Here is a 26,259-nt window from a genome sequence, read left to right as displayed (position 1 = left end):
GCGACGGATTCGCACGAAGACGGCAGACTTGGGGAGCGCATCCGCGTGGCGCGGGATGGCTTGCAAACCCTTCCGGATCCCGCGCGCCCATGTCTTTGGAGTGATTTCCCTATGGCCGGCTCGGACGACAGCGGCAGTAAGACCGAAAAACCGACACCCAAGAAGCTGCAGGACGCCCGCAAGAAGGGCGATGTCTCCAAGAGCCGCGACCTCACCTCGACCGCCGGCCTGCTGGCCATCCTGCTGCTGGCGGCGGTGGCGCTGCCGCTGCTGGGCGAACAGGTCGCGGCGCTGGCGCGCGCCAGCTTCGAGGTGATGCAGGAGCCGTTCGTCAACGCGGCGCCTCGCCTGGGGCGTCAGGCAGCACTTACTTTATTAGTGGTGGTGGGGATGGTGGTGGTGCCGGTGGCGCTGATCGGCGCCCTGGTCGAGTTCATCCAGGCCGGGCCGGTGATGACGGCCGAGAAGCTCAAGCCCAAGGCCGAGAACCTGAACCCGGCCAAGGGCCTGAAGCGCATGTTCTCGATGGACAACCTGGTCGAGCTGCTCAAGTCCATCCTGAAGACCGCCGTGGTCGGCACCATCGCCTGGCTGGCCATGAAATCGCTGCTGCCGGACCTGCCCCTGCTGGTGGGCGGCCGGCCCGAGGGCGTGGGCTCGGCGCTGTGGCACACCAGCTGGACGCTGCTGGCCTGGGCCGGCGGCGCCTTCGTGCTGGTGTCGGCGATGGACCTGGCCTGGCAGCGCTATTCGTACGAGAAGAAGATGCGCATGAGCCTGCGCGACATCCGCCAGGAAATGAAGGACGCCGAGGGCGACCCCCACCTGAAGGGCCAGCGCCGGCAGTTGCAGCAGGAGTGGGCGCAGCAGGGCGCCAGCCAGGCCGCCGCCAGCGCGCACGTGGTGGTGGTGAACCCGACGCACGTGGCGATCGCCATCGACTACCACCGCGAGCGCTGCCCGGTGCCCACCGTCACCGCCAAGGGCGAGGACGACGACGCCCTGGCGATGCGCGAGGCGGCGCAGGCGGCGGGCGTGCCGGTGCTGCGCAACATCGAGCTGGCGCGCCAGCTGCTGGCCGACGCCGAGACGGGCGAGCTGGTGCCGGCCGAGCTGTTCGACATCATCGCCGCCGTGGTGCTGTGGGCGCAGGACGTGCGACACGAGCTGGCCAAGGCGCGCGGCGAGCGCCCGGGCGCCGAGACCGGGGAGGCCGACAAGGACGGCCAGCAGGGGCGCCCGCGCCGCGAGCCGCCGGGCGAGGATTCTGACGCGCTACGACATCGGCCTCCGCGCCGCGCCGGGCAGCGACTCCAACGGCGGCGCGCGGCGGCGCTTCGCGCGCTACGTGCCGCGCCGCTGGCGCGGCAGCGATCCGCACCACGGCCGCGGACCGGGGACGCGGCGATGAACGAAACCGCGGCATCCGCCGCCTCGGCGGCGGCCCCGGCGCTGGCCGACACCGGCGCCGGCCTGTGGTCCAGCCTGCTGGTCACGCTGGTGGCGCTGGCTTTCGTGCTGGCGCTGGCCTGGCTGTTCCTGCGCCTGCTCAAGCGCGCCACCACGCTGCGCGGCGCGGGCGGCCAGGCGCCGCAGGTGGTGCAGGCGGTGCCGCTGGGCGGGCGCGAGCGGCTGGTGATCGTGCGCCACGGCGCGCAGGAATACGTGCTGGGCGTGACGGCGGCCAGCATCAGCCTGATCGACAAACGCGCGGCAACCGGCGCTGATTTGTCGGCAAATGATGCCAAGATCGGCGAAACCTAGCCGCTCCCCGGGTCAGACCGGTTGATATTGTTTTGATAGCTGCCAGCGCTTGTCTGGCAAGCGCTGGGGCCACTTTTCATGCTGAAACCTCAGCGCAGCGGCGACGGCGGGATCCAGCCGGCGGCGGCGGCCGCGACCCCGCCGCCGTCGGCCTGCCGCAGCGCGGCCAGGAAGGCGTCCACCGCGTCGGCGGCCACGCGCTGGGGCGAGGCGCCGACGCCGGCGCCCGCCCAGGCGTTGGCCATGGCCCGCAGGGCCTGCCGCGTGCCGCGCGACCAGGCGCCGCCCAGCGGATCCTCGGCGTCGTTCAGCAGCTTGGCGCAGTACAGGCGCCGCGCGGCCTCGCTGTGCGACACCAGGCCCAGCACGGCGCGCGCGGCGCGGTCGAACGCGGGCGCGCCCAGCGGGCCGCGGCTGTCGGGCTGGGCGTGCCAGGCGCACAGGTATTCGATGGGGCCCATGGCCCGCGTGGCGCCGCCGTGGGTGGCGCCCCAGGCGGCATGCCGGCCGGAGGGCAGGCGGCCGCTTTGCAGCGCCAGCACCAGCGCGTCGGCCACGGCCTTCTGCGCCGCGGCGTCGCCGTGTTCGCCGACGCGGCAGAGCACGTGCAGGAAGGCGGGGTAGAGCGCGTCGCCCAGCGTCAGGCACAGGCGTTCCAGCCAGCGCACGCGCTCCTCGGGGGTGGGCAGGTGGGCGCAGCCTTCGATCAGCACCTCGGCGGCGCCGGACCAGTCGGGGTCGGGGCGCGGCACCAGGGGGGAGGCAGCGGCGCTCATGGATGCCTATCGCTGGGGGGGCTGCGCCCCGGCGGGCTCAGCCGCGCTGGAACAGGCAGCCGAGGAAGCGCGCCTCGAGCTGCGCCACGCTCTCGCCGCGCGAGGGCGGCACCGACAGCACGCGCGCGGCGTCCCGGGTGCCGTTGAAGCCGAACACCTCGGCGGCGCTGGCGCCGCCGCCGGCAGCCGGCGCCGGACGCGCCCAGCCGGCGGCGGCCGGCGCTTGCAGGCCGGACGGCAGCGTGGACAGGGGCGGGAACGAGCTCATGGCGGTCTGCACTGAGGTTGATTCGGGTCGATGAGGCTATGTTAGGGGCGACGGAGCCGCCGCGCCATTGGGATCGTTCCTAGCTGGCGTGCGCTTTTGCACACGGCCCAGAGCGGCTCTTGCTATTTCAATCATAGCTGCCAGCGCATGCCCCGCAAGCGCTGGAGCCCGATTTCATGGTTATAGGACTTACCCCAGCAGTGCCTGCACCTGCCGCAGGAGGGCGGGCATCAGCGCGGCCACGCGCTCCAGCAGGGTCTGCACCAGGGTCGCCAGCAGCACCAGCCACACCAGCACCGCCGCCAGGCCCTTGAGCGACATGGAGATGGAGATCAGGTTGAGCTGCGGCGCGTAGCGGTTCATCAGCCCGAGCGAGAGGTCGATGGCGTACAGCACCACCAGCGCCGGCGCGGCGATCATGAAGGTGAGGCCGGCGAACTGGGCGAAGGCGCTCTCGAACAGCGTCACGCCGGCCAGCTTGACCGACAGCCCCTGCTGCGCCAGCGGCCACAGCACGAAGCTCTCCATCAGCACGCCGACCCACAGCATCAGCCCGCCGGAGGCCATGAACACGTACACCGCCAGCCGCCCCAGGAACGCGCCGGAGAGCGAGGTCTGCCGGCCCGACAGCGGATCGACCACCTGCGCCATGCCCATGCCGCTGGCGCCGTCCACCACCTCGCCGGCGGCGTCGAAGGCCCACAGCACCGCCGCCAGCAGCAGCCCCAGCGCCAGGCCGAGGAAGGCTTCGCGGGCGAACAGCAGCAGCCAGTCGCCGACGCCGAAGGCATGGACCGACAGCATGGGCTGCATGGCCAGCGTGATGACGCCGAAGGCCAGGAACACCGCCGCGCGCACCATCTGCGGCACGGTGTCCTGCGCCAGGATCGGCAGCAGCAGGAAGGCCATGGCGAAGCGCGTGCTGGCCAGCGCGGCCAGCAGCGCCAGGTCGCCCAGGTTGTTGACGCTGGCGAACGCCTCCATCGGCCGTCAGCCCCCGGTCACTTCCTGACCAGCGCGGGGAACTCGGTCATCACGCGGTCGGCGAACTGGTAGAGCGAGCCGCCCAGCAGCGAAGCGGTGACGAAGATGGTCAGCACGATGGCGAAGAACTTCAGCGCGTACTGAAGCGTCTGCTCCTGGATCTGCGTGGCGGCCTGCACCAGGGCGATCAGCAGCCCCACCAGCGCGGCCACCAGCACCGGCGGCGCGGACAGCAGCAGCACCAGCCAGAGGGCCTGGTAGACGAGTTGCAGCGCTTGGCTGTCCAGCATTCAACGCTCCTAGTAGGAGAGCACGAGGCCGTGCGAGAGCTTCACCCAGCCGTCCACCAGCACGAACAGCAGCAGCTTGAACGGCAGCGAGATGGTGGTGGGCGAGAGCATCATCATGCCCATCGCCATCAGGATGTTGGCGATGATCAGGTCGATCACCAGGAACGGCAGGAAGATGAGGAAGCCGATCTGGAACGCCGCCGACAGCTCGCCCACCGTGAAGGCCGGCACCACCACCACGAAGTCGCGCTCGGTCAGCTGCGCGGCGCGCTCGGGCGAGAGGTTCTTCTGCGCCGTCTTCAGGAAGAACGCGCGCTGCGCCGGGCTGGAATGCTTGACCAGGAAGTCGCGCAGCGGCTCTTTGGCGGCGTCGGCCACCGACAGCATGCCCTGCGTGCTGCCGGCCGGGTTGGGCACGGTGCGGGCGCGCTCGGCCATCTCCAGGCCGACCGGCAGCATCACGTACACGGTGAGCACCAGCGCCATGCCGTTGAGCACCACGTTGGGCGGCACCTGCTGCAAGCCCAGCGCGTTGCGCAGCAGGCTCAGCACCACGATGATCTTGGTGAACGAGGTCACCATCACGCCCACGAAGGGCGCCAGCGCGACGACGATGACGGTGATCAGCGCCGACGAGGGGGAAAATTGCGTCAGGTCCATGCGTGCCTCGCGGCGGTGCCGCCGTGCAGCGGCCGGTTACTACTTAATTGATAGCTGTCGGCGCTCATCATAGCTGCGCTGGAGCCCGATTCGGCCAATAGGCGCGCGGGCGCCCTCAGACCGCCTCCAGCCACAGCCCGCAGCCCTGGCCCAGCCGCATCAGCGCGCCGCGCGCGCGCGCGGCGCCGCCCTGGCGCAGCTCGGCCGCCCAGGGCTGCGGCACCGGCCAATGGAACGGCACCTCCGCCCGCCCCCAGCCCAGCCAGTGGTCCAGCGGCACCTGCACGCGCTGCGCCAGCACCGCCTGCGGCTCGGCGGCGGCGGTGTCCGGCGCGCCGATGGCCGGCGGCGCGCCGGCGGTCACCACCAGGCGCTGGGCCGCCAGGTCCAGCCGCGCCGGACAGGGCGGCAGCCGCCCTTCCGGGTCACGCAGGCTGACCGCCCATTCGGCGCCGAAAGCCGCCGGCAGCCACACCAGGGCCTGCGGTTCCAGCCGCGCCAGCGCCTCGGCCGGCACCGGGCCGAGCAGCGCCTCGGCCGCGTGGCCGGCCCAGGCCAGCGCGGGCGCGCGCAGCACGGGCGGCGGTGGCGCCAGCAGGGCGGCCAGCGGCAGGTGCAGCGTGGTGCCGGGCGGCGCCACGGCCGGGTCGCGCACCACCGCCCGGTAGCCCGGCAGGGCGCGGGCGGCACAGGGCGCCGGATCCCAGGGCGATCGCAGCCACTGCTCGACGGCGCGCAGCAGCGGCTCGGCCTGCGCCAGGCGCAGCACCTGCTCGGCGCCGGTGACCGGCCCCTCGGCGCCCGCCTCGCGCGCCAGCGCCAGGCCCACGGCGCCGCAGGCGGTGGAGCCCTGGAAGAAAAGCAGGGAGGAATCGGCGGCCGGCAGCGCCGGCGAGTCCGTGATGTCGTAGTGCATGTTCCGGCGCGAGTGTGGCCGAGCACGCCCGGCCCCGCCAGCTAGGAACGTTACCAGCTGTGCCCCAGCAGGGGGAACGGCGCGGCGGGCTTTTCATGCCATCAGCCGCGCGCCGCCTCATGGCAATCAAAAATGAAGTGCTCGCTCACTTATGTTGTGAGGGCGGTACTTCGCACGCTGTTCCGTCAATCGCCGGCCATGGCCAGCGACTGCGGCCCGGGCACCGGATCGGCATCCGCCACCGTGGGCCGCGCCGGCTGCCACTGCCGGAGCAGCGCGCGCCGCTGGCCCGGCGGCACGCCGCGCGCCTGCCCGGCCACCCAGCGCAGGCGATCCGCGCCGGCCTCGCGCCCGGGGTTGCGCAGCAGGGCGGCCAGGGTGACGGCCTGGCGCGCGTCCAGGCGCCGCGCCGGCACGCCGAAATGGTGGCGCGCGGCGGCGTCGGCGCCGCACACCAGCTGCCCCTCGGCCGTGCGGCCCCAGGGCGCCAGGTTCAGGTAGAGCTGGAGGATGCGCGCCTTGCCCAGGGTCTGCTCCATCTCCACCGCGTACAGCAGCTCGCGCAGCTTGCGCGCCAGCGTGCGCTCGCCGCCGGCCACCATCAGCTTGGCCACCTGCTGGGTCAGCGTGCTGCCGCCGCGCCGGATGGCTTGGTGCTGCTGGTTGGCGTCCAGCGAGGCCAGCAGCTCTTCCAGGTCGTAGCCCGGGTGCTCGTGAAAGCGCTGGTCCTCGGCCGCCAGCACGGCGCGCGCCAGCCAGCCGCGCGGGTCGATGGCGCGGCGCGGCCCGCAGGACGAGCGCACGTGCGCCCAGGCCTCGGTGCCCAGGCCGCTGACGGCCAGGCCCTGCACCCGCGGCGCCAGCTCGACGCGGCCCGCGGGCAGGCGCACGCGCGCGGTGGCCGACACGCTGCCTTCGATGGCCGCCACGCGCAGCTCGGGCAGGTCGGGCGCCAGCAGGGCCAGCCAGTGGCGCGCGGGCGCCTCGGGCCACTGCATGGTCACGTCCCAGCCGGGGCCGTGGCGCTGCGCCCGCCACTGCGCGGTGACGACGGCGCGCTCGCCCTGGGGTGATACGGCGCCCAGCTCGAGCCGCCGCCGGGCCGCCCCAAGGTGGCGAGCGCCCCCTTGGGGGGCAGCGGACCACGCGGAGCGGGGGAGCGTGGGGGCCAGCCACAGCGTGCCGCGCAGGTGCTGCACGCGGTCGCGCGAGAGGGCGATCTGCACCGCCGGCACGGTGAGCCGGTCCTGCCCCAGCGCCGCGGGCAGGGGCAGGGTGCAGGGCTCGCAGTGCAGCGTCAGCACCGGCTCGGGGCCTTCGGCGCCGGCGGGCACCCAGCCGAGTGTGACGGGGCCGAGGCGGGTGGGCACGCGCAGGCCGTCCAGCGCCGCGCCGATCCACGGCGTGGTGCCCAGCCACGCGAGCTGCGGCACGCTGGCCTGCACCCTGAAGGGGCCGCGCCCGATTTCGGTCGCCCATTCGCCGGTCTGCGGCGCCAGCGCGATGCGCAGGATGGCCCACAGCGCGCCCAGCAGCACGGCGAGGGTGAGCAGGATCCAGCCGAGGGCGGCGGCCAGGCGGCGTGCGAGGGATTTCTTCATGTCGCACCTCCTCCCAGCGCCTGCGTCACGGTGACGGCGCGCCACGGGCCGTGTGAGCGGCCCATGGTGGCGGCCCAGTACCAGGCCGAGGTGTCGGCGAAGCGCTGGCCGCGCGCGTCCTCGATCTGCTCGCACACGCGCAGGGCGAGGCCGTCCTTGCGGGCGACGAAGCAGCGTTGCCGGCCGCCATCCAGTGTTTGCAGATGCTCGCCTTCGATGCGGTAGCCGAGCGCGCGGTAGCAGTCGGCCGCCGGGTGCAGCATGCGCGTGGGCGCGGCCACGTCGCGCAGCACCACGATGCGGCGGCCATCGGTCAGGCGCGCGATGCGGCCGGGAAAGCGCTCGGCGAAGCGCTGCTCGACGGCCGACAGGGCCAGCGGCCGCACCGCCGCGCCTTGCCAGTGCAGCGGCAGTTCGTCGGCTTGCGCGGTGGGCGCGGACGCCGCTTCGCGCGTGCCCGGGAACGCGCCGGCCAGCGCGCAGGCCAGCATGGCGGCGCCGAACAGGCCCTTGCCGAGCACGCGGTTCTGGAAAGAATTTTTAATCATTTCGGCCTCCAGCGCCCGTCCAGCAAGCGCGAGCAGCTCCTGATTCAGTAGCGCCGTGGTTCATCAGCAGCGCGATCGCGCCGCACACCCCCGCCAGCGCCAGCAGCCCGATGCCCTCGTGCACGGCGGGCGGCGCGGCATGGCCCGTGGCCTCCAGCGCCACCAGCGCGGTGTTGCGCAGCACGTTGCCGGCCAGCACCGCGGCGCCGACCAGCGGCAGCCGCAGCATGAAAGCGCGGTCGGCCCGCCCCTTCAGCAGCGCCACCGCGCAGGCCGTGAAGTAGCCGGCCCAGGCCATCTGCACGCCGGAGCACGGCGCATCGACGACGATCAGCCGCCCGTCCACCAGCAGGCTGCTGCCCTCGCGCTGCACCGCGAACCCCGCCGCCAGCAGCCAGCGGCTGGCTTCGGCCGTGAGCACGCGCAGCGGGTAGCCGGCGTAGAACTGGAGCGAGGCGATCAGCGGCAGCGCCAGCACCGCCAGCCCCAGCACCGGCGCGGCGGCGATGGCGTGGCGCGGCGCCGGCCACAGCACGCCATCGCGTACCTGCATGGCGCCGCATCGCGTGGCCGGCAGGAAGGCGAGCAGGCCGCAGGCCCAGGCAATGATGGCGAGCAGGCTGGCGAGCAGCGGCGTGACCGCGCCGTGCAGCAGCGTGGCCGCCAGCGTGCCGGCCAGCGCCCCTGCCAGCCAGTGCAGGCGCGGCGCCGCGCGCAGTTGCCCGCGCACCGACCACAGCAGCACGCCGAGCGCGGCCAGCGCGAGCAGGCCGACCGGGTCGTCGGAGCCATCGGCCACGCGCGCCGCCATCCAGCGCCAGGTGGGCCAGAGCGCGGCGGTCAGCAACACCAGCCAGCAGGCGGCGGGCAGGCGATCGACGACCAGGGCGGCCCGGCGCGTGGGCGCGTGGCGCAGCAGGCCAGGCAGGGCCGGGCGGGTGGCGGGCGGGTGAGCGAAGGAAGACATGGCGGACTCCGGCTCCAGGGAAGGCGTGGGCAGAAACATGTCCGCCACTGTGGTCCGCCCATGCGAAGCCACCATGAAGCGCGCGCGCCCCGGCGCGGCGCTGTGTGAAGTCCAGGTGAAATCGGCGTGAATACGGCTGCTGCCGGATATCAGCGTTGGCCAGAAGTACTATTAGGCATACAATAAGAAAATAACAACATTCGCCATCGTTAACCACCTCTGAGGACACCCCCATGCTTGAACTCGAGCTCAGTCCCGAACGGCAGCAGATCAAGGAGGCCGTGCAGGCCCTGTGCGACAGCTTCGACGACGCCTACTGGCGCGAGAAGGACGCCACGCACAGCTACCCGGTCGAATTCCAGAAGGCGATGGCCGAGGCCGGCTGGCTGGGCATCATGATGCCGACCGAGTTCGGCGGCGCCGGCCTGGCCCTCACCGATGCGGCGCTGCTGATGCAGATCGTGGGCAACTCGGCCGGGGCCCTTGCGGCCTGCACCACGATCCACATCAACATCTTCGCGCCGCACGCCATCGTGGTCCACGGCACCGAGCAGCAGAAGAAGGACATCCTGCCGCCCCTGATCCGCGGCGAGGACGTGACCGCCTTCGGCGTCACCGAGCCCGACGCCGGCCTGGACACCACCAACATCTCCACGCGCGCCGTGCGCCAGGGCAAGGGCTACGTCATGTCCGGCCGCAAGATGTGGATGTCCACCGCGCAGCGCGCCAACAAGATGCTGGTGCTGGCACGCACCACGCCCATCGAGGAGTGCAGGAAACGCACCGACGGCATGTCGCTCTTCTACACCGACCTCGACCGCCGCTACGTGGAAGTGCGCGAAATCCGCAAGATGGGCCGGGCGGCGCTGGATTCCAACGCCGTCTTCATCGACGGCCTGCCCGTGCCCGAGGAGCACCGCATCGGCGAGGAGGGCCGGGGCTTCCACATCCTGCTGGACGCGATCAACCCGGAGCGCATCCTGGTCGCTGCCGAGGCGATCGGCATCGGACGCCGGGCGCTGACCAAGGCCACGCAGTACGCCAACGAGCGCGTGGTCTTCGGCCGCCCCATCGGCATGAACCAGGGCATCCAGCACCCGCTGGCGCGCAACTGGATGGAGCTGGAGGCGGCCGACATGCTCGTGTGGCGCGCCGCGCAGCTGTACGACGCGGGTCTGCCCTGCGCGCCCGAGGCGAACGCCGCCAAGTTCCTCGCTGCCGAGGCGGCGCTCAAGACCTGCGAGCAGGCCGTGCGCACGCTGGGTGGCATGGGCTACGCGGCCGAGTACGACGTGGAGCGCTACTACCGCGAGGTGATGGTGCCCAACATCGCGCCCGTGAGCCGCGAGATGATCCTGAACTACATCGGCGAGCGGGTGCTGGGACTGCCGCGCTCGTACTGAAGCGTCGCCGGGGCGCGCGGGATGCCGGGGTCCGGCGTCCCGCGGTATTTCACTCCGGCTGGATCCGGGCGACCTTCACCACCTTGGCCAGCCGCGCGCGGTCGGCCTCCATGAAGGCCAGCGTCTCCTCCGGGCCGAGCGGCGCGACCACCGCGCCGCGCTCCAGGAAGGCCTGGCGGATCTCGGCCCCGGCCAGCGCCGCCTGGGCGCGCTGCGCCACCTGGGCCAGCACGGCGCCCTGCATGCCCTTCGGCGCCATCACCACTTGGTAGTCGAGCGCGCGGAAGTCGGGCAGCACCTCCTTCACCGTGGGCACGTCGGGCCACTCGCGCAGCCGCTCGTCGCCGTAGACCGCCAGCGCCTTGAGCTTGCCGGCGCGCAGCATCGACTGCGCCTGCGCCAGCGAGCTGGTGATGATGTCCACCGTGCCGGCCATCACGTCCATCATGCCGGGCAGGCCGCCCTTGTAGGGCACGCGCAGCAGCTGCACGTCGGCCTCGGCGGCCACGGAGGCGATGCCGAGGTCGCCGAAGTAGGCGTAGGAATGCTTGCCCGGGTTCTTGCGTGCCATGGCGATGAACTCGCGCAGGTTGGCCGCGGGAAAGCCCGGCGCCGCCACGATGACCGACTGGATGATGCAGGTGCGCGCCACCGGCACCAGGTCGCGCAGGGGCTGGAGGCGCTGCTCCTTCATCAGGAACTCCTGGTTCAGCATCAGGTTGCCGTAGGTGTACATCAGGGTGCGGCCGTCCGGCGGCGCGGCGGACACGTGGGCCGAACCCAGCATGCCGTTCGCGCCCGGCCGGTTCTCGACGATGTACTTTTCCCCCGCCTGGGTCGAGTAAGCGTCGGCGAACAAGCGACCCAGCAGGTCCGTGCTGCCGCCGGGCGTGTACGGCACCACCACGGCGGCTTGGCGTCCGCCCTGGGCACGCACCAGCCCCGTGGCCACCAGAGCAGCGCCTGCCACCAAACCTGTGCTGAATGTTCTGCGATCCATTGCCGTTGCCTTTCTGAAGTAGGAGTAATGAGGCCGGCTAGGCGCCAACCCGGGTGACACCGCTTTGCACCAACCGGTCGATCTCGGCCACGCTGTAGCCGGCCTCTGCCAGAACCTCGGCGCTGTGCTGCCCTACTGTCGGTGGTGGACGGTAGCCCTCGGGTGGCGTGCCGAACCATTCGCTGGGTACGGCGGTTTCACGCATGGTGCCGATGCCCGGCACGTCTTCCTCGCGGAAGAAACCGATGTCCTGCAAATGCCCGTCTTCCAGCACCGATTGGAAGGTGTGGACGGGGAACACCGGCACGTCGGCGTCCTTCAGCAGCTGCTGCCATTCGGCCGTGGTCTTTTCCGCCAGGTGCGTCTCGACGAAGCGGTAGAGCTCGTCAGCGTGCGCGGTGCGGCTGGTGATGTTCTTGAAGCGCGGGTCGGTGTCGTACAGCTCGCCCATGCCCAGGATGCCGAGGAAGGCACGCCAGTGGTGGTCCTGGTAGATGACGCAGCAGACCTGCGCATCCTTGGTGCGGAACGGGCGCCGCTCGGTCGAGAGGATGCGGGGATAGCCGAAGCCACCCTGCGCTGGCTGGTATTTGTGGCCGTACAGGTGGTCGCCCAGCACGTAGGGCACCATGGTTTCGAACATGGGCACGTCCACGCGCTGGCCGCGGCCGGTCTTCTCGCGCGCGTACAGCGCCGAGGCGATGACGCCGAAGCCGTACAGGCCCACCGACCGGTCCATCATGTTCAGCGGCACGAAGCCGGCCGAACCGTCGGGGCTGGAGGCGGCCATGGCGGCGGTGACGCCGGTGGCGGCCTGGATGAGGTCGTCGAACGCCGGCGACGGCGCATAGCGCCCGCGCTGCGAGAAGCCGAACATGCCCACGTAGATGAGCCGCGGGTTGCGCTCGCTCAGCGCCTCGTAGGTCAGGCCGAGCCGGGCCATGGCGGCGGGGCGCACGTTGTAGGTCAGCACGTCGGCCGTCTCGGCCAGCCTGAACAGCGCCTCGCGGCCCTCGGGCGCCTTCAGGTCCAGCACCAGACTGCGCTTGTTGCGGTTCACGCTCAGGAAGATCGGCCCCATCCTGCGGTCGCCCATGGGGCCGATGGCGCGCGTCTTGTCGCCGCCGGGCGGCTCGATCTTGATCACGTCGGCGCCCAGATCGCCCAGCATCTGGGTGGCGGAGGGGCCCATGAGCACGGCGGTGACGTCGATGATCCGGACGCCGGCCAGGGGGCCGGAGCGGGCAGGTGCGGTGTCTGTCATGAGGGTCGGAGGGGTGGAATGCCTGGCGGCTTGGGCGAGGGGCGCGGGCTTATCGGCCCGGCCACTGCGGCGGACGGCGCTCGTTGAAGGCGGCCAGGCCCTCGCGCGCGTCCTCGGTCTGGATCATGGGGACCAGCGCCGTCTCGGTGAAGGCCATCATCTCGGCGAACGACATGGCGGCCACGGCGCGCATGGCGTACTTGCCGCGCCGCACGGCCATGGGCGAGGCGGCCACGATGTCGGCCACCAGCGCGTCGAGGGCGGCGTCCAGCTCGGCCGCCGGCACGATGCGGTTCAGCAGGCCCTGGGCGTAGGCGGTCTGTGCGCTGATGGGCTTGCCGGTCACGCACATCTCGTGCAGCAGGCGCGGCGGGATCAGGTCGCGCAGCACGGTGAGAATCTGCATCGGGAACAGGCCGATCTTCACCTCCGGCATGCCGAACTGGGCCGTGTCCACCGACACCGCCATGTCGCACATGCCGAACAGGCCGAGGCCGCCGGCCACGCAGACGCCGTTGATGCGCGCGACCACCGGCACGGGGCAGCCATGCACGGCGCGGAACAGCTCGCCCATGGGGGTGTGCAGCCGATCCACCTTGGGCTGGAAAGGCGTGTCGCCGGGCGTCAGGTCGGCGCCGGCGCAGAACGCCTTGTCGCCCGCGCCCGTGAGCACAATGGCGCGCAGCGCCGGATTACGGGCGGCGGCCAGGAACTCGTCGCGCAGCGCGTACATCACGGCGTCGGTCAGGGCATTGCGCCGCTGCGGGCGGTTGAGGGTGAGCCACAGCACGGCGCCCTTCTGCTGCACCAGCAGATCGCCGCCGGCTCGCTGGTTGTTCGACGAATCCTGGGACATCCATTCGCTCCTGCAAAGAAGTTCTATTTAACGAACAACATAATATCAATCCTCGGTCAGGATGGAAAGCTCATGACGAACTTCAGCGCTTTCATGGCGCACCTGCGGACCAGGCTCTCCCGGCATCGCTCAAGCGTCCGCCAGCCCGGTTGCAACCGGCATCTGTTCGACGGTGGTCACGAACTCTTCCAGAATGTCCTGTATCACCTGACGAACGGAACTCTCGTTGTTGATGGTCCCCACGATCTGTCCTACCGGGCAGGTCATGTAGTCCAGCGCCCTGGCGCGGTCGATGCGCAGGCGCGCCTCGGCGTTCAGCACGTTCTGCCACGGCATCGGCAGGGTCGCCGGCGCACCGGGCTGCACCCAGGCTTCCGTGTATTTGCTGCGCAGCATGCGCCCGGGCTTGCCGGTTTTCGACCGTGTTTGAACGGCATCTTCGGAGCGGGCCTTGTAGAGCAGTTGCTTCATCTCATCCGTGAGATCGCTTTCCCGCGTGCCATGCCAGATGGAGCCACACCAGATACCTTGCGCGCCAAGGGTGAAGGCCGCCGCCATCTGTCGTCCGCGCCCGATGCCGCCGGCGGCGAGCACCGGAATGGGCGCCACCGCATCCACCACCTCGGGCCACAGGACCATGGAAGAAACCACGCCCGTGTGACCTGCGGCCTCGGTACCCTGCGCGATCAGGATGTCCAACCCCGCTTCCTTGTGCTTAAGGGCGTGCTGGACTTTGCCCGTCATGGCACCCACCTTGATGCCGTGGTCATGCAGGCGGTCCAGAATGTCACGCGGAGGAGAACCCAGCGCGCTGACCACGAGCTTGACGTTGGGATGACGCAGCACCACTTCGAGCAGTTCGTCCGCGAACTCGGGCGTGAGGTGCATCTGTTCCAGTTCCTCGCGCAGCAGCCGCTCACGCTCGGATTCAGGCAAAGGCGGGATGCCCGCGTCATCCAGTAGCTTTCTTTGCCACGCCACATGTCCCTCGGGCAACTTGTCGAAATCAAGCGGTTCCCCCACGGTTTCGAACTTCTTGGGCAACAGCATGTTGATGGCATAGGGCTTGCCGGCAACCTGCTCGTCAATCCAGTTGAGTTCTATCTCAAGCTGCTCCGGCGTGTAGTAGGCCGTACCCAGACAGCCCATACCCCCCGCCCGTGTGATCTCCGACACGACGTTGCGGCAGTGGGAAAAACCGAAGACCGGAATCTCGATCCCGAACATTTGACAAACGTTGCTGTGATTCATGGTGGATGGCCGATGGTCATGGTTGGGGCAAAGAACATACTTGCGGAGATGGCAGACTTGCGCAAAGTATGATGCTTGATGATACAATAGGTCTTCTGCCGTGTCGAGCCGACTTGGATGCCGCTGGATTCGTGCACTTTTTTCTGGAGACAAAGGAGAGTTCATGCACTGGAAAACTTGGCTCGCGGCCGCCGCCTCATCCTTTCTTGCACTACCCGCGATGGCGCAATCCAATCAAGTCACCCGATTCGTCTCGGGCAGTGCACCGGGCGGCGGGGTGGACGTGCTGTCGCGCATCATTGCCGAGCCCATGGCCGCGTCCATGGGGCGCTCCATCATCGTGGAGAACAAGCCCGGCGCGGGCTACACCATCGCCACCGACCACGTGGCCAAGTCCAAGCCCGACGGCAACACGGTGCTGATCACGTTCAACGTGCATCCCACCTTCGGCCTGCTTGGCCCGAAACTCGGTTTCGATCCAGTGAAGGATTTCCGCGCCGTGGGCATGATCGCGACCACGCCCTACGTGATCGTCGCCAATCCCAAGCTGCCTGGCGACAACCTGAAGGAGGCGATCGCCCTGGCCAAGACGCAAGGCCGCTCGCTCAACAACGGATCGATCGGCGCGGGTACACCGCAGCACCTGATGATGGAACGCCTGAAAAACCAGACCGGCGTGGACATCCGCATGATCCACTACAAGGGGGTCCAGGCCATGACCGACGTGATCGGCGGCGTCGTGGACATGAGCGTCCTGACACCGTCCTCCACCATCACGAACATCAAGAGCGGCCGCCTGAAGGCGCTCGCGGTCACCAGTACCCAGCGCCTGCCGGAGTTGCCCGATACGCCCACGGCGAAGGAACTGGGATACGAAGGCTTCATCAGCGATGGCTGGTACGCCATGATGCTGCCCGCCAAGACGCCCACGGACATCGTGCAGGCCTACAACAAAGCGCTGAACGATGCGCTCAATCAGCCCTCGGTTCGCGAGAGGCTGGCCAAGCTGAATGCAACGCCTGCCCCTGGCACGCCGGAAGTTCTGGACCGCATCAATCGTGAAGACACGCAGCTGTGGCGCAAGGTTATCCAAGACAACAAGATCGAGGCAGAGTAACCGTACCGCGCGCTCGCCGAAGAGCACCATGACGACGGCTGCTTTCGACGGCAAGACGGTCGTGATCACAGGCGCAGCCGGAGGGATCGGGAGCGCAATAGCCGAGCGGTTCGCACGCGACGGCGCTCGGCTGGCACTGGTCGATCTCGATGCCGAACTGCTCGATCGGCAAGTGCACGCACTGGGAGGGCAGGTAGCTCAGGCACTACCCGCTGACGTATGCAGCGAAAGCGAAACCGACGCTGCGTTGCAATCGCTCCTGCGGCGATGGAGCAGCGTGGACATCGCCATCCTGAATGCTGGCACCGAAGGCCGCATCGCCCCTCTGGGCGAGCAATCCGCATCTGATTTCGATCGCGTCATGGCGATCAACGTGCGCGGCGTCTTCCTGTGGCTCTCGCGCCTCATGAAGGTGATGCAGTCCCATGGCGGCGCCATCACGATCATTTCTTCCACCGCCGGCCTGCGCGGCAGCGTGGGACTGGGGCCTTACTGCGCCAGCAAGCACGCGGTCGTCGGATTGGCCAAGACGGCGGCGCTGGAAGGAGCAAAACATGGCATCCGAGTCAACACCATCCATCCCGGTCCCGTGGACACCCGCATGATGGAAGCAATCGAAGCTGGCCGTGCGGGCGCACGGGCGCAAGCCATGGGCGGCATCCCACTACGGCGCTACGGGACGCCGCAGGAAGTGGCGGCGATGGCAGCATTTCTCAGCTCCGATGAGGCGGCCTACAGCACGGGGGGTTCTTTTTTGATGGATGGCGGTGCCATGGCGGGCAAGATCTGACTTCGCGGTAGTCCTGAGCCATTCAGCGAAAGTAGTCCAGCAGATCCCGTTCCAGCCCGAAACGGTCGCCGCGGTAGATGCTCACGGCCAGGTAGACGACACGACCCGAGGCATCGCACACCACGCGCTCAGCTCGCGCGGCGGGCGCCGCCATGGGGTAGTCCAGCGCTGCGGCCGCCTCGAAATCGGTGGGCAGCACAGTGATGCGTTCACGGGCCACGGACAACGACCCGGCGTACTTGCGCACCAGCTGCGCCAGCTTCTGCTTGCTCTCGGCACCCTTGGGAAAACGCTTGTACAGGTCTTCCGCAACGTGCACTGATCCCAGCCCATAGACCAGCTCGCCATCGCGGTCGAGCTTGCGGATGTGCACGTAGGGGCCTTCGTCGCGGCCGACCTGCCAGCGCCCGCGGGGCAGCTCGGCCACCCGCACGCGCGACAGCAGCACGATGTTGAAGTCGGGCTGGCGCTGTTCGACCCCCGCCACGTAGGAGACGACCGGCTGTTCCATCCCTGCCCCCGCGCCTGCGCCAGGCGCATAGGTCACGAACGTGCGGCGCCCTCGCTGACTGGAAATCAGTCCCTCTTCCGCCAGGATCTGCAACGCCTGGCGCACCGTCACCCGGCCCAGGCCGTAGAGCTCGGACAGTTCCTGGAGGCTGGGTATCGTCTCGCCGTACGCCCACTCGCCACCGAGGATGCGGCTGCGCAACAGGCTGGCCAGTTGTGCATACAGCGCCGTGGCACCAGGGACGAATTGCGGCGAAGCAAGTGAAGACGGCATGGCTTGAGCCCCGGAGTGATCGGGCAACGGGAGGACGCGAAATTCTACGTGTCGGCCTCCTTCATGACGGCCTGCTTTACGCCCCCACCTATTCCTGTTATCCTAATAATAGTATTACTTGTCATCAATCTCTTTCTTCATTCACAGGCTCTGATCCATGAAAACATCACGGGAAACCCTGCGCATCGGCGGCGCCTGCGCCTTCTGGGGAGACAGCGACGCCGGTGTGGCGCAACTGGTGCAGGGCGGCAACGTCGACGTGCTGGTGTTCGACTACCTGGCCGAACTGACCATGTCGCTGCTGCAAAAGGCCCGCAGCCGGGACCCGAAGGCGGGCTACGCGGCCGACTTCATCCATGCGGTAGGCCCTCATCTGCCCACGATCGCCGAGCGCGGCATCAAGCTGCTGGCCAACGCGGGGGGCATGAACCCCCGCGCCTGCGCCGATGCGCTGCGCCACGCCGCCGAGGCCCAGGGTGTTGCGCTGCGCATCGCGGTGGTGGAAGGCGACGACCTGATGGGCCGCCGCGAAGCCATCGCCGGCAGCCAGGTGAGCGAGATGTTCAGCGGCGCCCCGCTGCCCGCTGCCCTGACCAGCATGAACGCCTACCTCGGCGCCCTGCCCGTCGCTGCCGCGCTGGCGAAGGGTGCCGACGTGGTCATCACCGGCCGCTGCGTGGACAGCGCGCTGTCGCTGGGCGCGCTCATCCATCGCTTCGGCTGGAGCGCCGACGACTACGACCGGCTGGCCGCGGGCAGCCTGGTCGGCCACATCCTGGAATGCACCACCCAGACCACCGGCGGCCTCTACACCGACTGGTGGCGCGTGCCCGGCTGGGAGAACATGGGCTTCCCGATCGCCGACTGCAACGCCGACGGCAGCTTCCACCTGGAAAAGCCGCCCGGCACCGGCGGCCTCATCCTGCCCACCGTGGCGGCCGAGCAGATGCTCTACGAGGTCGGCGATCCGGCCAACTACCTGCTGCCCGACGTCACCTGCGACTTCAGCGACGTGCGCATGGAACAGGCCGGCGAGAACCGCGTCCACGTGCACGGCGCGCGCGGCCGCCCGCCCACGGATTGCTACAAGGTCAGCGCCACCTGGGCGGACGGCTTCCGGCTGTCGTCCACCCTCACGATCGCGGGCGACGATGCCGTCGCCAAGGCCGAGCGGACCGGCGAGGCCCTGCTGGCGCGCAGCCGCCGGATGATGCGTGAGGCCGGCTTCGGCGATTTCAGCGAAACCCTGGTGGAGGTGCTGGGCAGCGAAAAGCCCTCCTACGGCCAGCAGGCCCGTGGCGCGGCGGCGCGCGAGGTGGTGATGCGCTTCGCGGTGCGGCATGCCGACGCCGCCGCGCTGAACATCGTGGCCAAGGAGGTCGCGCCCTTCGGCGTCTCGGCCGCGCAGGGCACCACGGGGTTCAGCGGGCGGCCCAAGGCGGGGCCGGTGTTCCGCCTGTTTTCCTTCCTGTGGCCAAAGGACCGGGTAGCGGTCACCATCACCCTGGATGACGAAACCTGGCCGGTGTCCATCCCACCCGGCGTGCCGGTAGACCAGGCGCGGGGCGAAGGCACGCGCTACCCCGGGCATCAGGCCGCGGCACCCTCGGGTGAAGCCGTGACCGCTCCGCTGTCGGCGCTGGCGGTGGCGCGCAGCGGTGACAAGGGGGACATCTCGAACATCGCCATCATCGCGCGCCGGCCGCAGTTCGCCGCGCTCATCGGCGAGCAGGTCACGCCCGAGGTGGTGCGGCAGTACTTCCAGCATCTGGTGCGCGGCCCCGTCCGCCGCTTCGACGTGCCGGGCGTGCACGCCTACAACTTCATGCTGGAGCAGGCGCTGGCGGGCGGCGGCGCGGGCTCGCTGCGCAACGATCCGCTGGGCAAGACACTGGGCCAGGTGCTGCTGGCGTTGCCTGTGCGTGTACCCGCGGCGTGGCTGGGGGATCTGGACAAGGGCCCCGAAAGCCGGGGCTGAACAGCCGCGGCCTTCGGAGAGCGCTCAGGCGGTGAACGCACCACGCCGCCGCCGCGCGATCTGCGCACCCACCACCGCCAGCACCACCAGCATGGCCGCCCAGGTGGCCGGCTCGGGCGTGCTGCTGACGGCGGCGCCCAGCGCGCTGGCCTCGCCCACGGCGCGGTCAGTCACGCCTTCGGGCAGGGGGCTCGGCTGGTTAGCCGTGGCACCAGAGCCGCCAGGGTTGCGCACCACCTTGTCCACGGCGATGAAGCTCGTGTACTGCGTGAGCAGGCTGTAATCCAGGCCCAAGCGGGTGATGGCGGCCTTCTGCGCGTCGCCGCCGGTCAGGGCCTCCTGGTCGCTCAGCACGGCAATGCGGTGGCGCGCCCACAGGTGGCGCAGGGCAGTGGTGCCGGCGTCGGCGCCGCGCAGGTCGATGGGCAGCGTCTGCTGGTAGGCGCCACCGGCAGCGTGGCCTTCGACCATCAGCTTCGGCTGCGCGCCCGCCGTGGGCTCGCGCCACTTGCCGAACACGATCACCGGGCGCTCGGCCAGCACGTCGGGCAACACGGAGGGTTCCACGTCGTACACGTCCAGCCCCTCGAAGCGCGCCTTCACGCTGGTGAGCACGGGCGCCTCGATGAGGCGGCGGAAGCGCTCGGCCTGCTCCTTGGCCTGGTCGGGCCGGGTGATGACGAAGGGCTCGCCCATGCCGGCGCGCGCCAGGCCCTCCATCAGGTGCCGGTTGACGGAGCTGCCGATGCCGAAGGCGAACACGTTGGCCTGGTCCAGGTGCTGGCGCACCAGCGCGAAGGCTTCGCTCTCCACCGTGACGTAGCCGTCGGTCACCACCACCACGGTGCGCGACAGCTCGGGCGATTTCGGCTCGGCGTACACGCGGCGCAGCGCGGGCAGCAGCTCGGTCGAGCCGCCGCCGCCCATCTGCTCGATGGTGCGGATGGCGGCCTCGACGTTGGCCGGCGTGGCCGGCACCGAACGCGGCGCCAGGAAGCGGTTGCTGCCCGAGAACAGCAGCACGTTGAAGCGGTCGCCGGCCTTCAGGCTGCCGAGCAGCTGGCGCATCAGCGCCTTGGCGGTGTCGAGCGGGAAGCCGTGCATGCTGCCCGAGATGTCCACCACGAAGATGTATTCGCGCGGCGTGATGGCCGCTTGCGGCACCGCCTTGGGCGGCTGCACCATCGCCAGGAAGAAGTTCTCCTTCTCGCCGCGCTGCAAGAGCACGCCGGACTGGACGGCGCTGCCGGCCAAACGGTAGTCGAGGATGAAGTCGCGGTCGTTGCTCTGGCTCGCGCCACGTGACGAGCCGGCCGCCAATTGCACGCTGGCGCGCTTGGCGGCGCCGCCGGCATCCATCTGCGTGTCGATGGCGTGGCTGGGCGAGCGGATCTCCTGGATGCCGATGGGGCTCGCGAGGTTCACCTTCAGGTTGAAGGCGCTGGCGCTGGGCTCGCCCGCGCGCAGCACGGGCTGGGCGGGAAACGCCTGCGCGTGCGCCGGCGGTTGGCCGCTGGTGGTGGCGCTGGGGGCCGGCTGGGCGGTGCCGGCGTAGCGCGGGCCGACCACGGTCGGGAACACGAACTGGTAGTTGCCCTCGGTGGGCACCAGCAGCTCGTTGTAGCGCAGCTCCACCTGCACGTCGTCGCCGGGCAGGATGTTGGCGACGTTCATCTGGAACACGTTGGGGCGGTGCTGCTCCAGCAGCGCGGCGGTCTGGCCGGCGCGCTTGGCGGCGTCGTACTCCACCCTGGCCTGCTGCTTCTCGCGGATCTGCGCCACCACCAGGCGCTCGCCGATGCGCACGTTCAGGCCGCCCACGGCCGCGCGCGTGGAGCCGGGGAAGACGTACTTCGCCTCGATCGGCACCGTGCCCTCGTTCCTGTAGCGCTGGGTCACCACCACGTCGGCGATGACGCCGCTGATGTTCACCTTCACGTCGGTGCGCTTGAGCGGCAGCGCGTCCACGCCGGGCTGCGCGCCCTGGACGAAGAAGTAGGGGCTCTCGGCCTGGGCCGGGGCGCCCGTTTGCGCGCGCGTGGGCGGCGCCAGCAGCACCAGCGCGGCCAGCGCCGAGTACCAGGCCAGGCGCCGCGCCGCGAGGGCGGGAGCGGTGTTGAGGAGCAGTGCAGCAGCGCGCATGGGGTCCTTCCTTTCAGGGGGTTCGCGGCATGGCGCCACTGTGGAAGCCGCGCTGGAAGCGGTGATGAAGCGCGCGAGAAGGTGCCGGGAAAACCGCGCAGGCCGTGTGCGCGCTGCGTGAAGCGCATGTGAAGCACCCGCCCGGGGCTATGCTTTATGTAGCATTTGGTTGGCTTCTGGCGTGCGCTATCAGATGATTTACATCAAATGTTAATAATCATTACAGATGATTCGCACCACGGTTCAATGCCCCGGAAAGTGCCTCGCGCCCAGCGTGGAATTTGTCGCGCGGCGCGTTTCGCGGCCACCCCCGAAACGGCCGGGCGATGGCACAGTCGCGCCTGTTTTTTCATCACCGGGCTCGCGCGATCGCGCGGCCCTCATCCCATCTAATCAAGGAGCAGCCATGGGCGCGAAGAAGGTACGTGTGGAGTTCGTCGACGGTTCGGGCCAGCCGGTGGCCGGCGTGAAGGTGAAGGCGACAGGGTGCGGCGAACTGGAGACGGCGCCCAACGGCCAGGCTTTCTTCCTGGTGGACGAAGAGAGCTTCGACCTGGTGGCCAACGGCGCCGAGGTCTACAAGGGCAGCCTGGGCGCCGTGCCGGAGAAGATCGTGTTCAAGCAGGCCGGCGGCGGCTGGCAGGCTGCTTAAGCCTTCAGCAGCGGCAGCCGCAGCACGGCCAGCGCGCCCGGGGGCTGCTCGGCATTGCCGAGCGTCACATGGCCCTGGTGCAGTGCGGCGATCTCGCGCACGAAGGCCAGCCCCAGCCCGGTGCTGCGCTTGCCCGAGCCGGGGCGCGCGAGCGAGAAGAACTTGTCGAACACCTTGCCCTCGGCGAACGGGGGCAGGCCGGGGCCGTGGTCGCGCACCTCGATGCGGGCCATGCGGCCTTCGCGCCGCAGCGTCAGCACGATGTCGGGCGCCTGCCCGCCGCCGGAGGTGGAGAACTGGACCGCGTTGTCCAGCAGGTTGCCGACGGCGCGGCGCAGCAGGAAGGGGTCGCCCTCCACCGCCACGCCGGCCACGCCGGCCACGGCGTGCACGTCGATGCGCAGCGCCGGCGCCTGCGCGCGCGCGGCGGCGGCCAGCTCGTGCAGCAGCGGCGCCAGTTCCACGCGCTGCTGGTCCTTCAGCAGGCGGCGGCTCTCCAGCGCGCTGAGCTCCATCATGCGGTCCACCACCTCCTGCAGGCGGTGTGTCTCGCGTTCGATGCTGGCGGTGAAGCGCCGCTGCTGCCCAGGCGGCATGCCCGGCTCTTGCAGCAGCTCGGCGGCGCCGCGGATGGCGGAGATGGGGCTCTTCAGCTCGTGCGTGAGCTGCTGCACGTAGTCGTGCACGTAGTTGCGGCCGGCGATGGCGTCGCGCACCTCCTGCGCGGCGGCGCGCGTCTGCGCCCGCACGGCGCGCCAGGCGCGGCGCGGGCTGAAGCGGCGCCGGCCCGCCTCGTCGTGCCACCAGGCGGTGCGCAGCGCGGCCAGCAGATCGCTGGTGATGCCGAGCGGCCGCATCAGCAAAAACGACAGCACGATGGCCAGCAGCAGCACCGACAGGCCCGACACCACGCCCACCGAGATGACGTTGCCGCGCGCCGCGGCGACGAACTGCCCCAGGCTCCGCACCGGCTTGCCGACGCCGACGGCGCCGACGATCTCGCCCTCCCAGCGGATCGGCGCGCCGACGACCATCACGCTGCTGTCCGGGTCCTGCGGCACGTCGCGCGTGGTGCGGGCGCCGTATTCGCCGCGCAGGGTGTTGCGCACGTCGCGCCAGCCGGCGTAGTCCTTGCCCAGGTCGCGCCCGGTGGAGTCGTACACCACGGTGCCGTGGCGGTTGGTGACGTAGGCGCGCAGCTCCACGCGGGTCTTGTGCAGGCCGTAGACCTGGGCCGAGAAGCGGCGCGCGAGCAGGTCGCGGAAGATGCCGGCGATGCGGTCGGTGGGCAGCGCGCCCTGCTCCACGTCCTGCTCGATCACGGTGGCCAGCAGCTGCGCCGTCTCGACCAGCCCCTCTTCGGCCGACTCGCGGTAGCGCGGGTCCAGCTCGGCCAGCAACTGGTAGAGCAGCGCCGCCATGCCGATGGCGTAGACCGCGACCAGCGCCAGGAAGATGCGGGTGCGGCGGCTCACGCCAGTTGCCTGCAGCGGTGCCCGCCATCCACCACGCCCGAAACAACCCGATCCGAAAGGCCGCGGAGCAGGCCATGCCAGTGCACCCGTGGCCGGGGTTCCCCCGGCCAGTGGGTGCGCCCCCTGGAGGGGGGATGCCGGAACATCGCGCAGCGAGTGGAGCAACGGGGGTGGATCATTTCAGCGCGTAGCCGACGCCGCGCAGGGTGCGGATGGGATCCTCATCCTCGCGCACCGCGCGCAGCTTGGCGCGCAGCGTCTTGACGTGCGCGTCCACGGTGCGGTCGAAGCTCTCGCCCGGGTCGTCCCACACGCGCTCCAGCAGCTCGCCGCGCGTGAACACGCGGCCGGGCCGCTGGAGCAGCGCGGCCAGCAGGCCGTACTCGTAGCGCGACAGCGCCAGCGCCTGGCCGTGGTAGCGGATCAGGCGGCGCTCCTCGTCCAGGATGAACGGGCTGCCGGAATCTTCTACTTCTGTTTTTATAGCTGCCAGCGCTTGATGGACGGGCGCTGGAGCCTGATTTGGCTCTGAACCGCCGCGCTGGCTGCGGCGCAGGATGGTGCGCACGCGCGCCACCAGCTCGCGCGGCGAGAAGGGCTTGGCGATGTAGTCGTCGGCGCCCAGCTCCAGCCCCACCACGCGGTCGATCTCGTCCGCGCGGGCGGTGAGGAACAGCATGGGCACCGCCTTGCCGCCGGGCAGATCCTGCAGGCGGCGCAGCAGCTCGAAGCCGCTCAGGTCCGGCAGGCCCACGTCCAGAATGGCCAGCGCCGGCGGCGCGGCGGCGAAGCGCTCCATCGCCTCGCGCGCGCTGGCGCAGACCTCGGGCGCGAAGCCGTCGGAAGCCAGCGCGTAGTGGATGGTCTCGGCGATGCCGGGCTCGTCCTCCACCACCAGCACCACGGGGAGCGGGTTGGGCATCGCGGGATTTTAGGAGGGCGGCGAAAAGCCTTTGCAATGCGCTTCCGCCGGCGTGGAAGCGGTTCACGGGACAGGCGCCTGGCCGGCACCACGCGGTGCTGGCGCTTCTCGCCCCAGCGGATGGCCCGCCCACTCCCCAGCGCATGTATCCCGGCGTGCGCGCCCGCCCCGAAGCCAACGATCGCGCGATGCCGGAGCACCGGCAGGGGGAGTTGATCGAGGGCGCGGCGGACAGTCCGTCGGCGGTGGGCGGCGCTGCTGGAGCGCCCGACCCGCCTGGTGCTGCCGTCTTATTCCAGAATCCGCCCGTTGGCCCGGTAGATGCCCAGCGTCATGTGGGTGGACGCGACGCGCGAACCGGGCGCCAGGCGCAGCGCGAAGTCGCCCAGTTCGAGCGACACGCCGCGGTCGAGCGCGCGGCGCACGCCGGCGGGGGTGAGGTCGTCGCCCGCGGCGCGCAGCGCAGCCACGGCAAAGCGCAGGTTCAGGCAGCCTTCCATGCTGAGCAGCGACAGCTCCTGCTTGGCCTGGGCCATGGCCGCCTGGTACTCGCGCGAGGCCTGGCGCGCGCCGCCCCAGGGGCTGGGGTAGAGCATGGCGGTCAGGATGCCGGCCACCTGGTCCTTCAGGCGGTCGGTCAGCACGCGGCCGCCCACCACGTTCAGCACCGCGATGTGGGCGCCGGGGCCGCTTGCGCGGTAACGCGCGATGAACTCGGGCGCCGCCGTGCCGGCGGCGATCAGCACCACCACGTTCGGCTGGAGCTTGCGGATCTCGGCGATGGTGGCGGCCATGCCGGCCGCGTCGCTGCCCAGCGCGATGACGGGCGCCGGCTTGCCCGCCTGGTCGAAGGCTTTCTGGGCGCTGGCCAGGCCCGCCTTGCCGAAGGCGTTGTCCTGCACCACCAGGGCCACGCGCGTCATGCCGATGGTGGGCAGGATGCGCGCGAAGCCCTTGAACTCGTCGCCGTTGCTGGCCTTGGTGTGGACCACCCAGGGGCTGCTGCCCTCGGCCGTGCGCAGCGCGTCGGCGCCGCTGGAGGTGCCGATCAGCGGCACCTTGATCTCCTCCAGCACCGGCTGCACGGCCAGCATGGGGCCGGTGCCCACCACGTTCACGAAGGCCGCCACGCCCTGGCCCGCCAGCGTGCGCACGTTGGCGACGGTGCGCTTGGCGTCGTAGCCGTCGTCCAGGTAGCTGATGCGCACCGGCCGCCCGCGCACGCCGCCGGCGGCGTTGACGGGCGCCAGGCAGGCGTCGGCGCCCTTGCGGTATTCCTCGCCGTATTCGGCGAACGCGCCGGTGAACGGCGCGCTGGTGCCCAGCACGATGGGCTGGGCCGACGCGGCCGAGGGCGCGGTCAGCGCGGCCAGCGGCAGCAATGCGGCGGCACCGGCCAGCAGGGCGCGCCGCAGGCGCGCAAGGAGGGGAGCAGGAAGGCGTGTCATGGTGATGGGGCGGGGCTTGTGGGTGAACGGGTCGCGGGCGCCGTGGCTTGCTCTGGTGCGGTGGGTTGCGGTGTGCGCAAGGGGCTGTAGGGATGCGTGGCCACGTGAAATCTTGTTGCAATTTTCCTCGGCGGCCAGTCATGCGCGCCACGCACGCGGCCCGCTTCTCGCCAAAACTGTGACTATTTTTGTATTAAACAAGACAACGGCGAGGGCGGCCCTCGAAGCGCCCCGCTGGCGGGCGATCAATGGATGAGGCATGAAACAGGTCGCCAGGGCGCATGCAGCAAGCGCAGCCAGCTCCTTTGTTAGTAGCAAACGCCGAGCAGCTCGGGCGCGGCGCCGGTTCGGCCAGCACATCGACGATGGCGATGACGCGCGGCAGCCCGTGGACGGGGGCATC

24 protein-coding genes are annotated in these 26,259 nt (G+C 70.3%); 6 read left to right on the top strand and 18 right to left on the bottom strand.

What is annotated here, in order from left to right; genetic code table 11:
• Window positions 1-111: 111 nt before the first annotated feature.
• Window positions 112-1,764: a type III secretion system export apparatus subunit SctU gene (sctU, locus tag QM772_RS12005; protein ID WP_415136742.1), complete on the top strand. Its 1,653-nt coding sequence runs from the start codon at window positions 112-114 to the stop codon at window positions 1,762-1,764.
• A gap of 89 nt (window positions 1,765-1,853) precedes the next feature.
• Here the strand turns inward: sctU and QM772_RS12000 are convergent, their stop codons facing one another.
• The 9 genes from QM772_RS12000 to xrtQ all read right to left on the bottom strand — a co-directional run bounded on the left by QM772_RS12000 (window position 1,854) and on the right by xrtQ (window position 8,774).
• A complete protein-coding gene (locus QM772_RS12000) occupies window positions 1,854-2,540 on the bottom strand; it encodes a hypothetical protein (protein WP_415136740.1) in 687 nt (228 codons plus the stop codon).
• A gap of 37 nt (window positions 2,541-2,577) precedes the next feature.
• Window positions 2,578-2,808 (bottom strand): hypothetical protein, encoded by a 231-nt coding sequence (locus QM772_RS11995; RefSeq protein WP_415136738.1) that lies wholly within the window; start codon window positions 2,806-2,808, stop codon window positions 2,578-2,580.
• A gap of 189 nt (window positions 2,809-2,997) precedes the next feature.
• The gene (gene sctT / locus QM772_RS11990) at window positions 2,998-3,792 is read right to left on the bottom strand and encodes a type III secretion system export apparatus subunit SctT (RefSeq protein WP_415136736.1); all 795 of its coding nucleotides are present in this window, start codon (window positions 3,790-3,792) and stop codon (window positions 2,998-3,000) included.
• A 17-nt stretch (window positions 3,793-3,809) separates the two neighbouring features.
• Window positions 3,810-4,082 (bottom strand): type III secretion system export apparatus subunit SctS, encoded by a 273-nt coding sequence (sctS, locus tag QM772_RS11985; RefSeq protein WP_415136734.1) that lies wholly within the window; start codon window positions 4,080-4,082, stop codon window positions 3,810-3,812.
• Between the two features lie 9 nt (window positions 4,083-4,091).
• Window positions 4,092-4,742 (bottom strand): type III secretion system export apparatus subunit SctR, encoded by a 651-nt coding sequence (gene sctR, locus QM772_RS11980; protein ID WP_415136732.1) that lies wholly within the window; start codon window positions 4,740-4,742, stop codon window positions 4,092-4,094.
• Between the two features lie 115 nt (window positions 4,743-4,857).
• On the bottom strand, window positions 4,858-5,658 hold the full coding sequence (locus QM772_RS11975) for a hypothetical protein (protein ID WP_415136730.1): 801 nt from the start codon (window positions 5,656-5,658) through the stop codon (window positions 4,858-4,860).
• Between the two features lie 185 nt (window positions 5,659-5,843).
• The gene (locus QM772_RS11970; RefSeq protein WP_415136728.1) at window positions 5,844-7,259 is read right to left on the bottom strand and encodes a biosynthetic peptidoglycan transglycosylase; all 1,416 of its coding nucleotides are present in this window, start codon (window positions 7,257-7,259) and stop codon (window positions 5,844-5,846) included.
• Window positions 7,256-7,807 carry a hypothetical protein gene (locus tag QM772_RS11965; RefSeq protein ID WP_415136726.1) on the bottom strand — a complete coding sequence of 184 codons (552 nt, stop codon included), beginning with the start codon at window positions 7,805-7,807 and terminating at the stop codon, window positions 7,256-7,258. Before QM772_RS11965 ends, QM772_RS11970 begins: the two co-directional genes overlap by 4 nt.
• Window positions 7,800-8,774: an exosortase Q gene (gene xrtQ / locus QM772_RS11960; RefSeq protein ID WP_415136724.1), complete on the bottom strand. Its 975-nt coding sequence runs from the start codon at window positions 8,772-8,774 to the stop codon at window positions 7,800-7,802. Before xrtQ ends, QM772_RS11965 begins: the two co-directional genes overlap by 8 nt.
• A 233-nt stretch (window positions 8,775-9,007) precedes the next feature.
• On the opposite strand from xrtQ, the gene QM772_RS11955 reads away from it, so the two are divergent.
• Entirely contained in the window at window positions 9,008-10,177 is a 1,170-nt protein-coding gene (locus QM772_RS11955; protein WP_415136722.1) for an acyl-CoA dehydrogenase family protein, read from the top strand.
• 49 nt (window positions 10,178-10,226) lie between these two features.
• On the opposite strand, the gene QM772_RS11950 is transcribed toward QM772_RS11955, so the two are convergent.
• The 4 genes from QM772_RS11950 to QM772_RS11935 form a co-directional block, all read right to left on the bottom strand.
• A complete protein-coding gene (locus tag QM772_RS11950; RefSeq protein WP_415136720.1) occupies window positions 10,227-11,147 on the bottom strand; it encodes a tripartite tricarboxylate transporter substrate binding protein in 921 nt (306 codons plus the stop codon).
• A gap of 67 nt (window positions 11,148-11,214) precedes the next feature.
• Entirely contained in the window at window positions 11,215-12,441 is a 1,227-nt protein-coding gene (locus QM772_RS11945) for a CaiB/BaiF CoA transferase family protein (protein WP_415136718.1), read from the bottom strand.
• Window positions 12,442-12,490: 49 nt separating this feature from the next.
• Complete coding sequence (locus QM772_RS11940) at window positions 12,491-13,297, bottom strand: enoyl-CoA hydratase-related protein (RefSeq protein ID WP_415136716.1); 807 nt, start codon at window positions 13,295-13,297, stop codon at window positions 12,491-12,493.
• 129 nt (window positions 13,298-13,426) lie between these two features.
• Window positions 13,427-14,548: an NAD(P)H-dependent flavin oxidoreductase gene (locus QM772_RS11935; RefSeq protein ID WP_415136714.1), complete on the bottom strand. Its 1,122-nt coding sequence runs from the start codon at window positions 14,546-14,548 to the stop codon at window positions 13,427-13,429.
• A gap of 163 nt (window positions 14,549-14,711) precedes the next feature.
• Between QM772_RS11935 and QM772_RS11930 the strand changes: the two genes are divergently transcribed.
• A complete protein-coding gene (locus QM772_RS11930; protein ID WP_415136712.1) occupies window positions 14,712-15,665 on the top strand; it encodes a Bug family tripartite tricarboxylate transporter substrate binding protein in 954 nt (317 codons plus the stop codon).
• Between the two features lie 28 nt (window positions 15,666-15,693).
• Window positions 15,694-16,455, top strand: coding sequence for an SDR family NAD(P)-dependent oxidoreductase (locus QM772_RS11925; RefSeq protein WP_415136710.1), 762 nt, complete (start codon window positions 15,694-15,696; stop codon window positions 16,453-16,455).
• 22 nt (window positions 16,456-16,477) lie between these two features.
• On the opposite strand, the gene QM772_RS11920 is transcribed toward QM772_RS11925, so the two are convergent.
• Window positions 16,478-17,239 (bottom strand): GntR family transcriptional regulator, encoded by a 762-nt coding sequence (locus QM772_RS11920; RefSeq protein ID WP_415136708.1) that lies wholly within the window; start codon window positions 17,237-17,239, stop codon window positions 16,478-16,480.
• A gap of 157 nt (window positions 17,240-17,396) precedes the next feature.
• Between QM772_RS11920 and QM772_RS11915 the strand changes: the two genes are divergently transcribed.
• Complete coding sequence (locus tag QM772_RS11915) at window positions 17,397-19,217, top strand: acyclic terpene utilization AtuA family protein (protein WP_415136706.1); 1,821 nt, start codon at window positions 17,397-17,399, stop codon at window positions 19,215-19,217.
• A 24-nt stretch (window positions 19,218-19,241) separates the two neighbouring features.
• Here QM772_RS11915 and QM772_RS11910 read toward each other — a convergent pair whose 3' ends face one another.
• Window positions 19,242-21,359, bottom strand: coding sequence for a VIT domain-containing protein (locus tag QM772_RS11910; RefSeq protein ID WP_415136704.1), 2,118 nt, complete (start codon window positions 21,357-21,359; stop codon window positions 19,242-19,244).
• A gap of 406 nt (window positions 21,360-21,765) precedes the next feature.
• Here QM772_RS11910 and QM772_RS11905 point away from each other — a divergent pair, with 406 nt between their 5' ends.
• The gene (locus QM772_RS11905; RefSeq protein ID WP_415136702.1) at window positions 21,766-22,011 is read left to right on the top strand and encodes a hypothetical protein; all 246 of its coding nucleotides are present in this window, start codon (window positions 21,766-21,768) and stop codon (window positions 22,009-22,011) included.
• On the opposite strand, the gene creC is transcribed toward QM772_RS11905, so the two are convergent.
• The 3 genes from creC to QM772_RS11890 form a co-directional block, all read right to left on the bottom strand.
• Window positions 22,008-23,486, bottom strand: a complete 1,479-nt coding sequence (gene creC, locus QM772_RS11900) for a two-component system sensor histidine kinase CreC (protein WP_415136700.1) — start codon at window positions 23,484-23,486, stop codon at window positions 22,008-22,010. The two genes, QM772_RS11905 and creC, sit on opposite strands and share 4 nt — an antisense overlap.
• Before the next feature lie 175 nt (window positions 23,487-23,661).
• Window positions 23,662-24,408 (bottom strand): two-component system response regulator CreB, encoded by a 747-nt coding sequence (creB, locus tag QM772_RS11895; RefSeq protein ID WP_415136698.1) that lies wholly within the window; start codon window positions 24,406-24,408, stop codon window positions 23,662-23,664.
• A gap of 290 nt (window positions 24,409-24,698) precedes the next feature.
• Complete coding sequence (locus QM772_RS11890) at window positions 24,699-25,856, bottom strand: ABC transporter substrate-binding protein (protein ID WP_415136696.1); 1,158 nt, start codon at window positions 25,854-25,856, stop codon at window positions 24,699-24,701.
• Window positions 25,857-26,259 lie beyond the last annotated feature (403 nt).

Origin of the sequence: Ottowia sp. (genome assembly GCF_047601385.1) — a bacterium.
Taxonomy (GTDB): domain Bacteria; phylum Pseudomonadota; class Gammaproteobacteria; order Burkholderiales; family Burkholderiaceae_C; genus Ottowia.
This window is presented reverse-complemented; position numbering and strand designations above follow the sequence as displayed.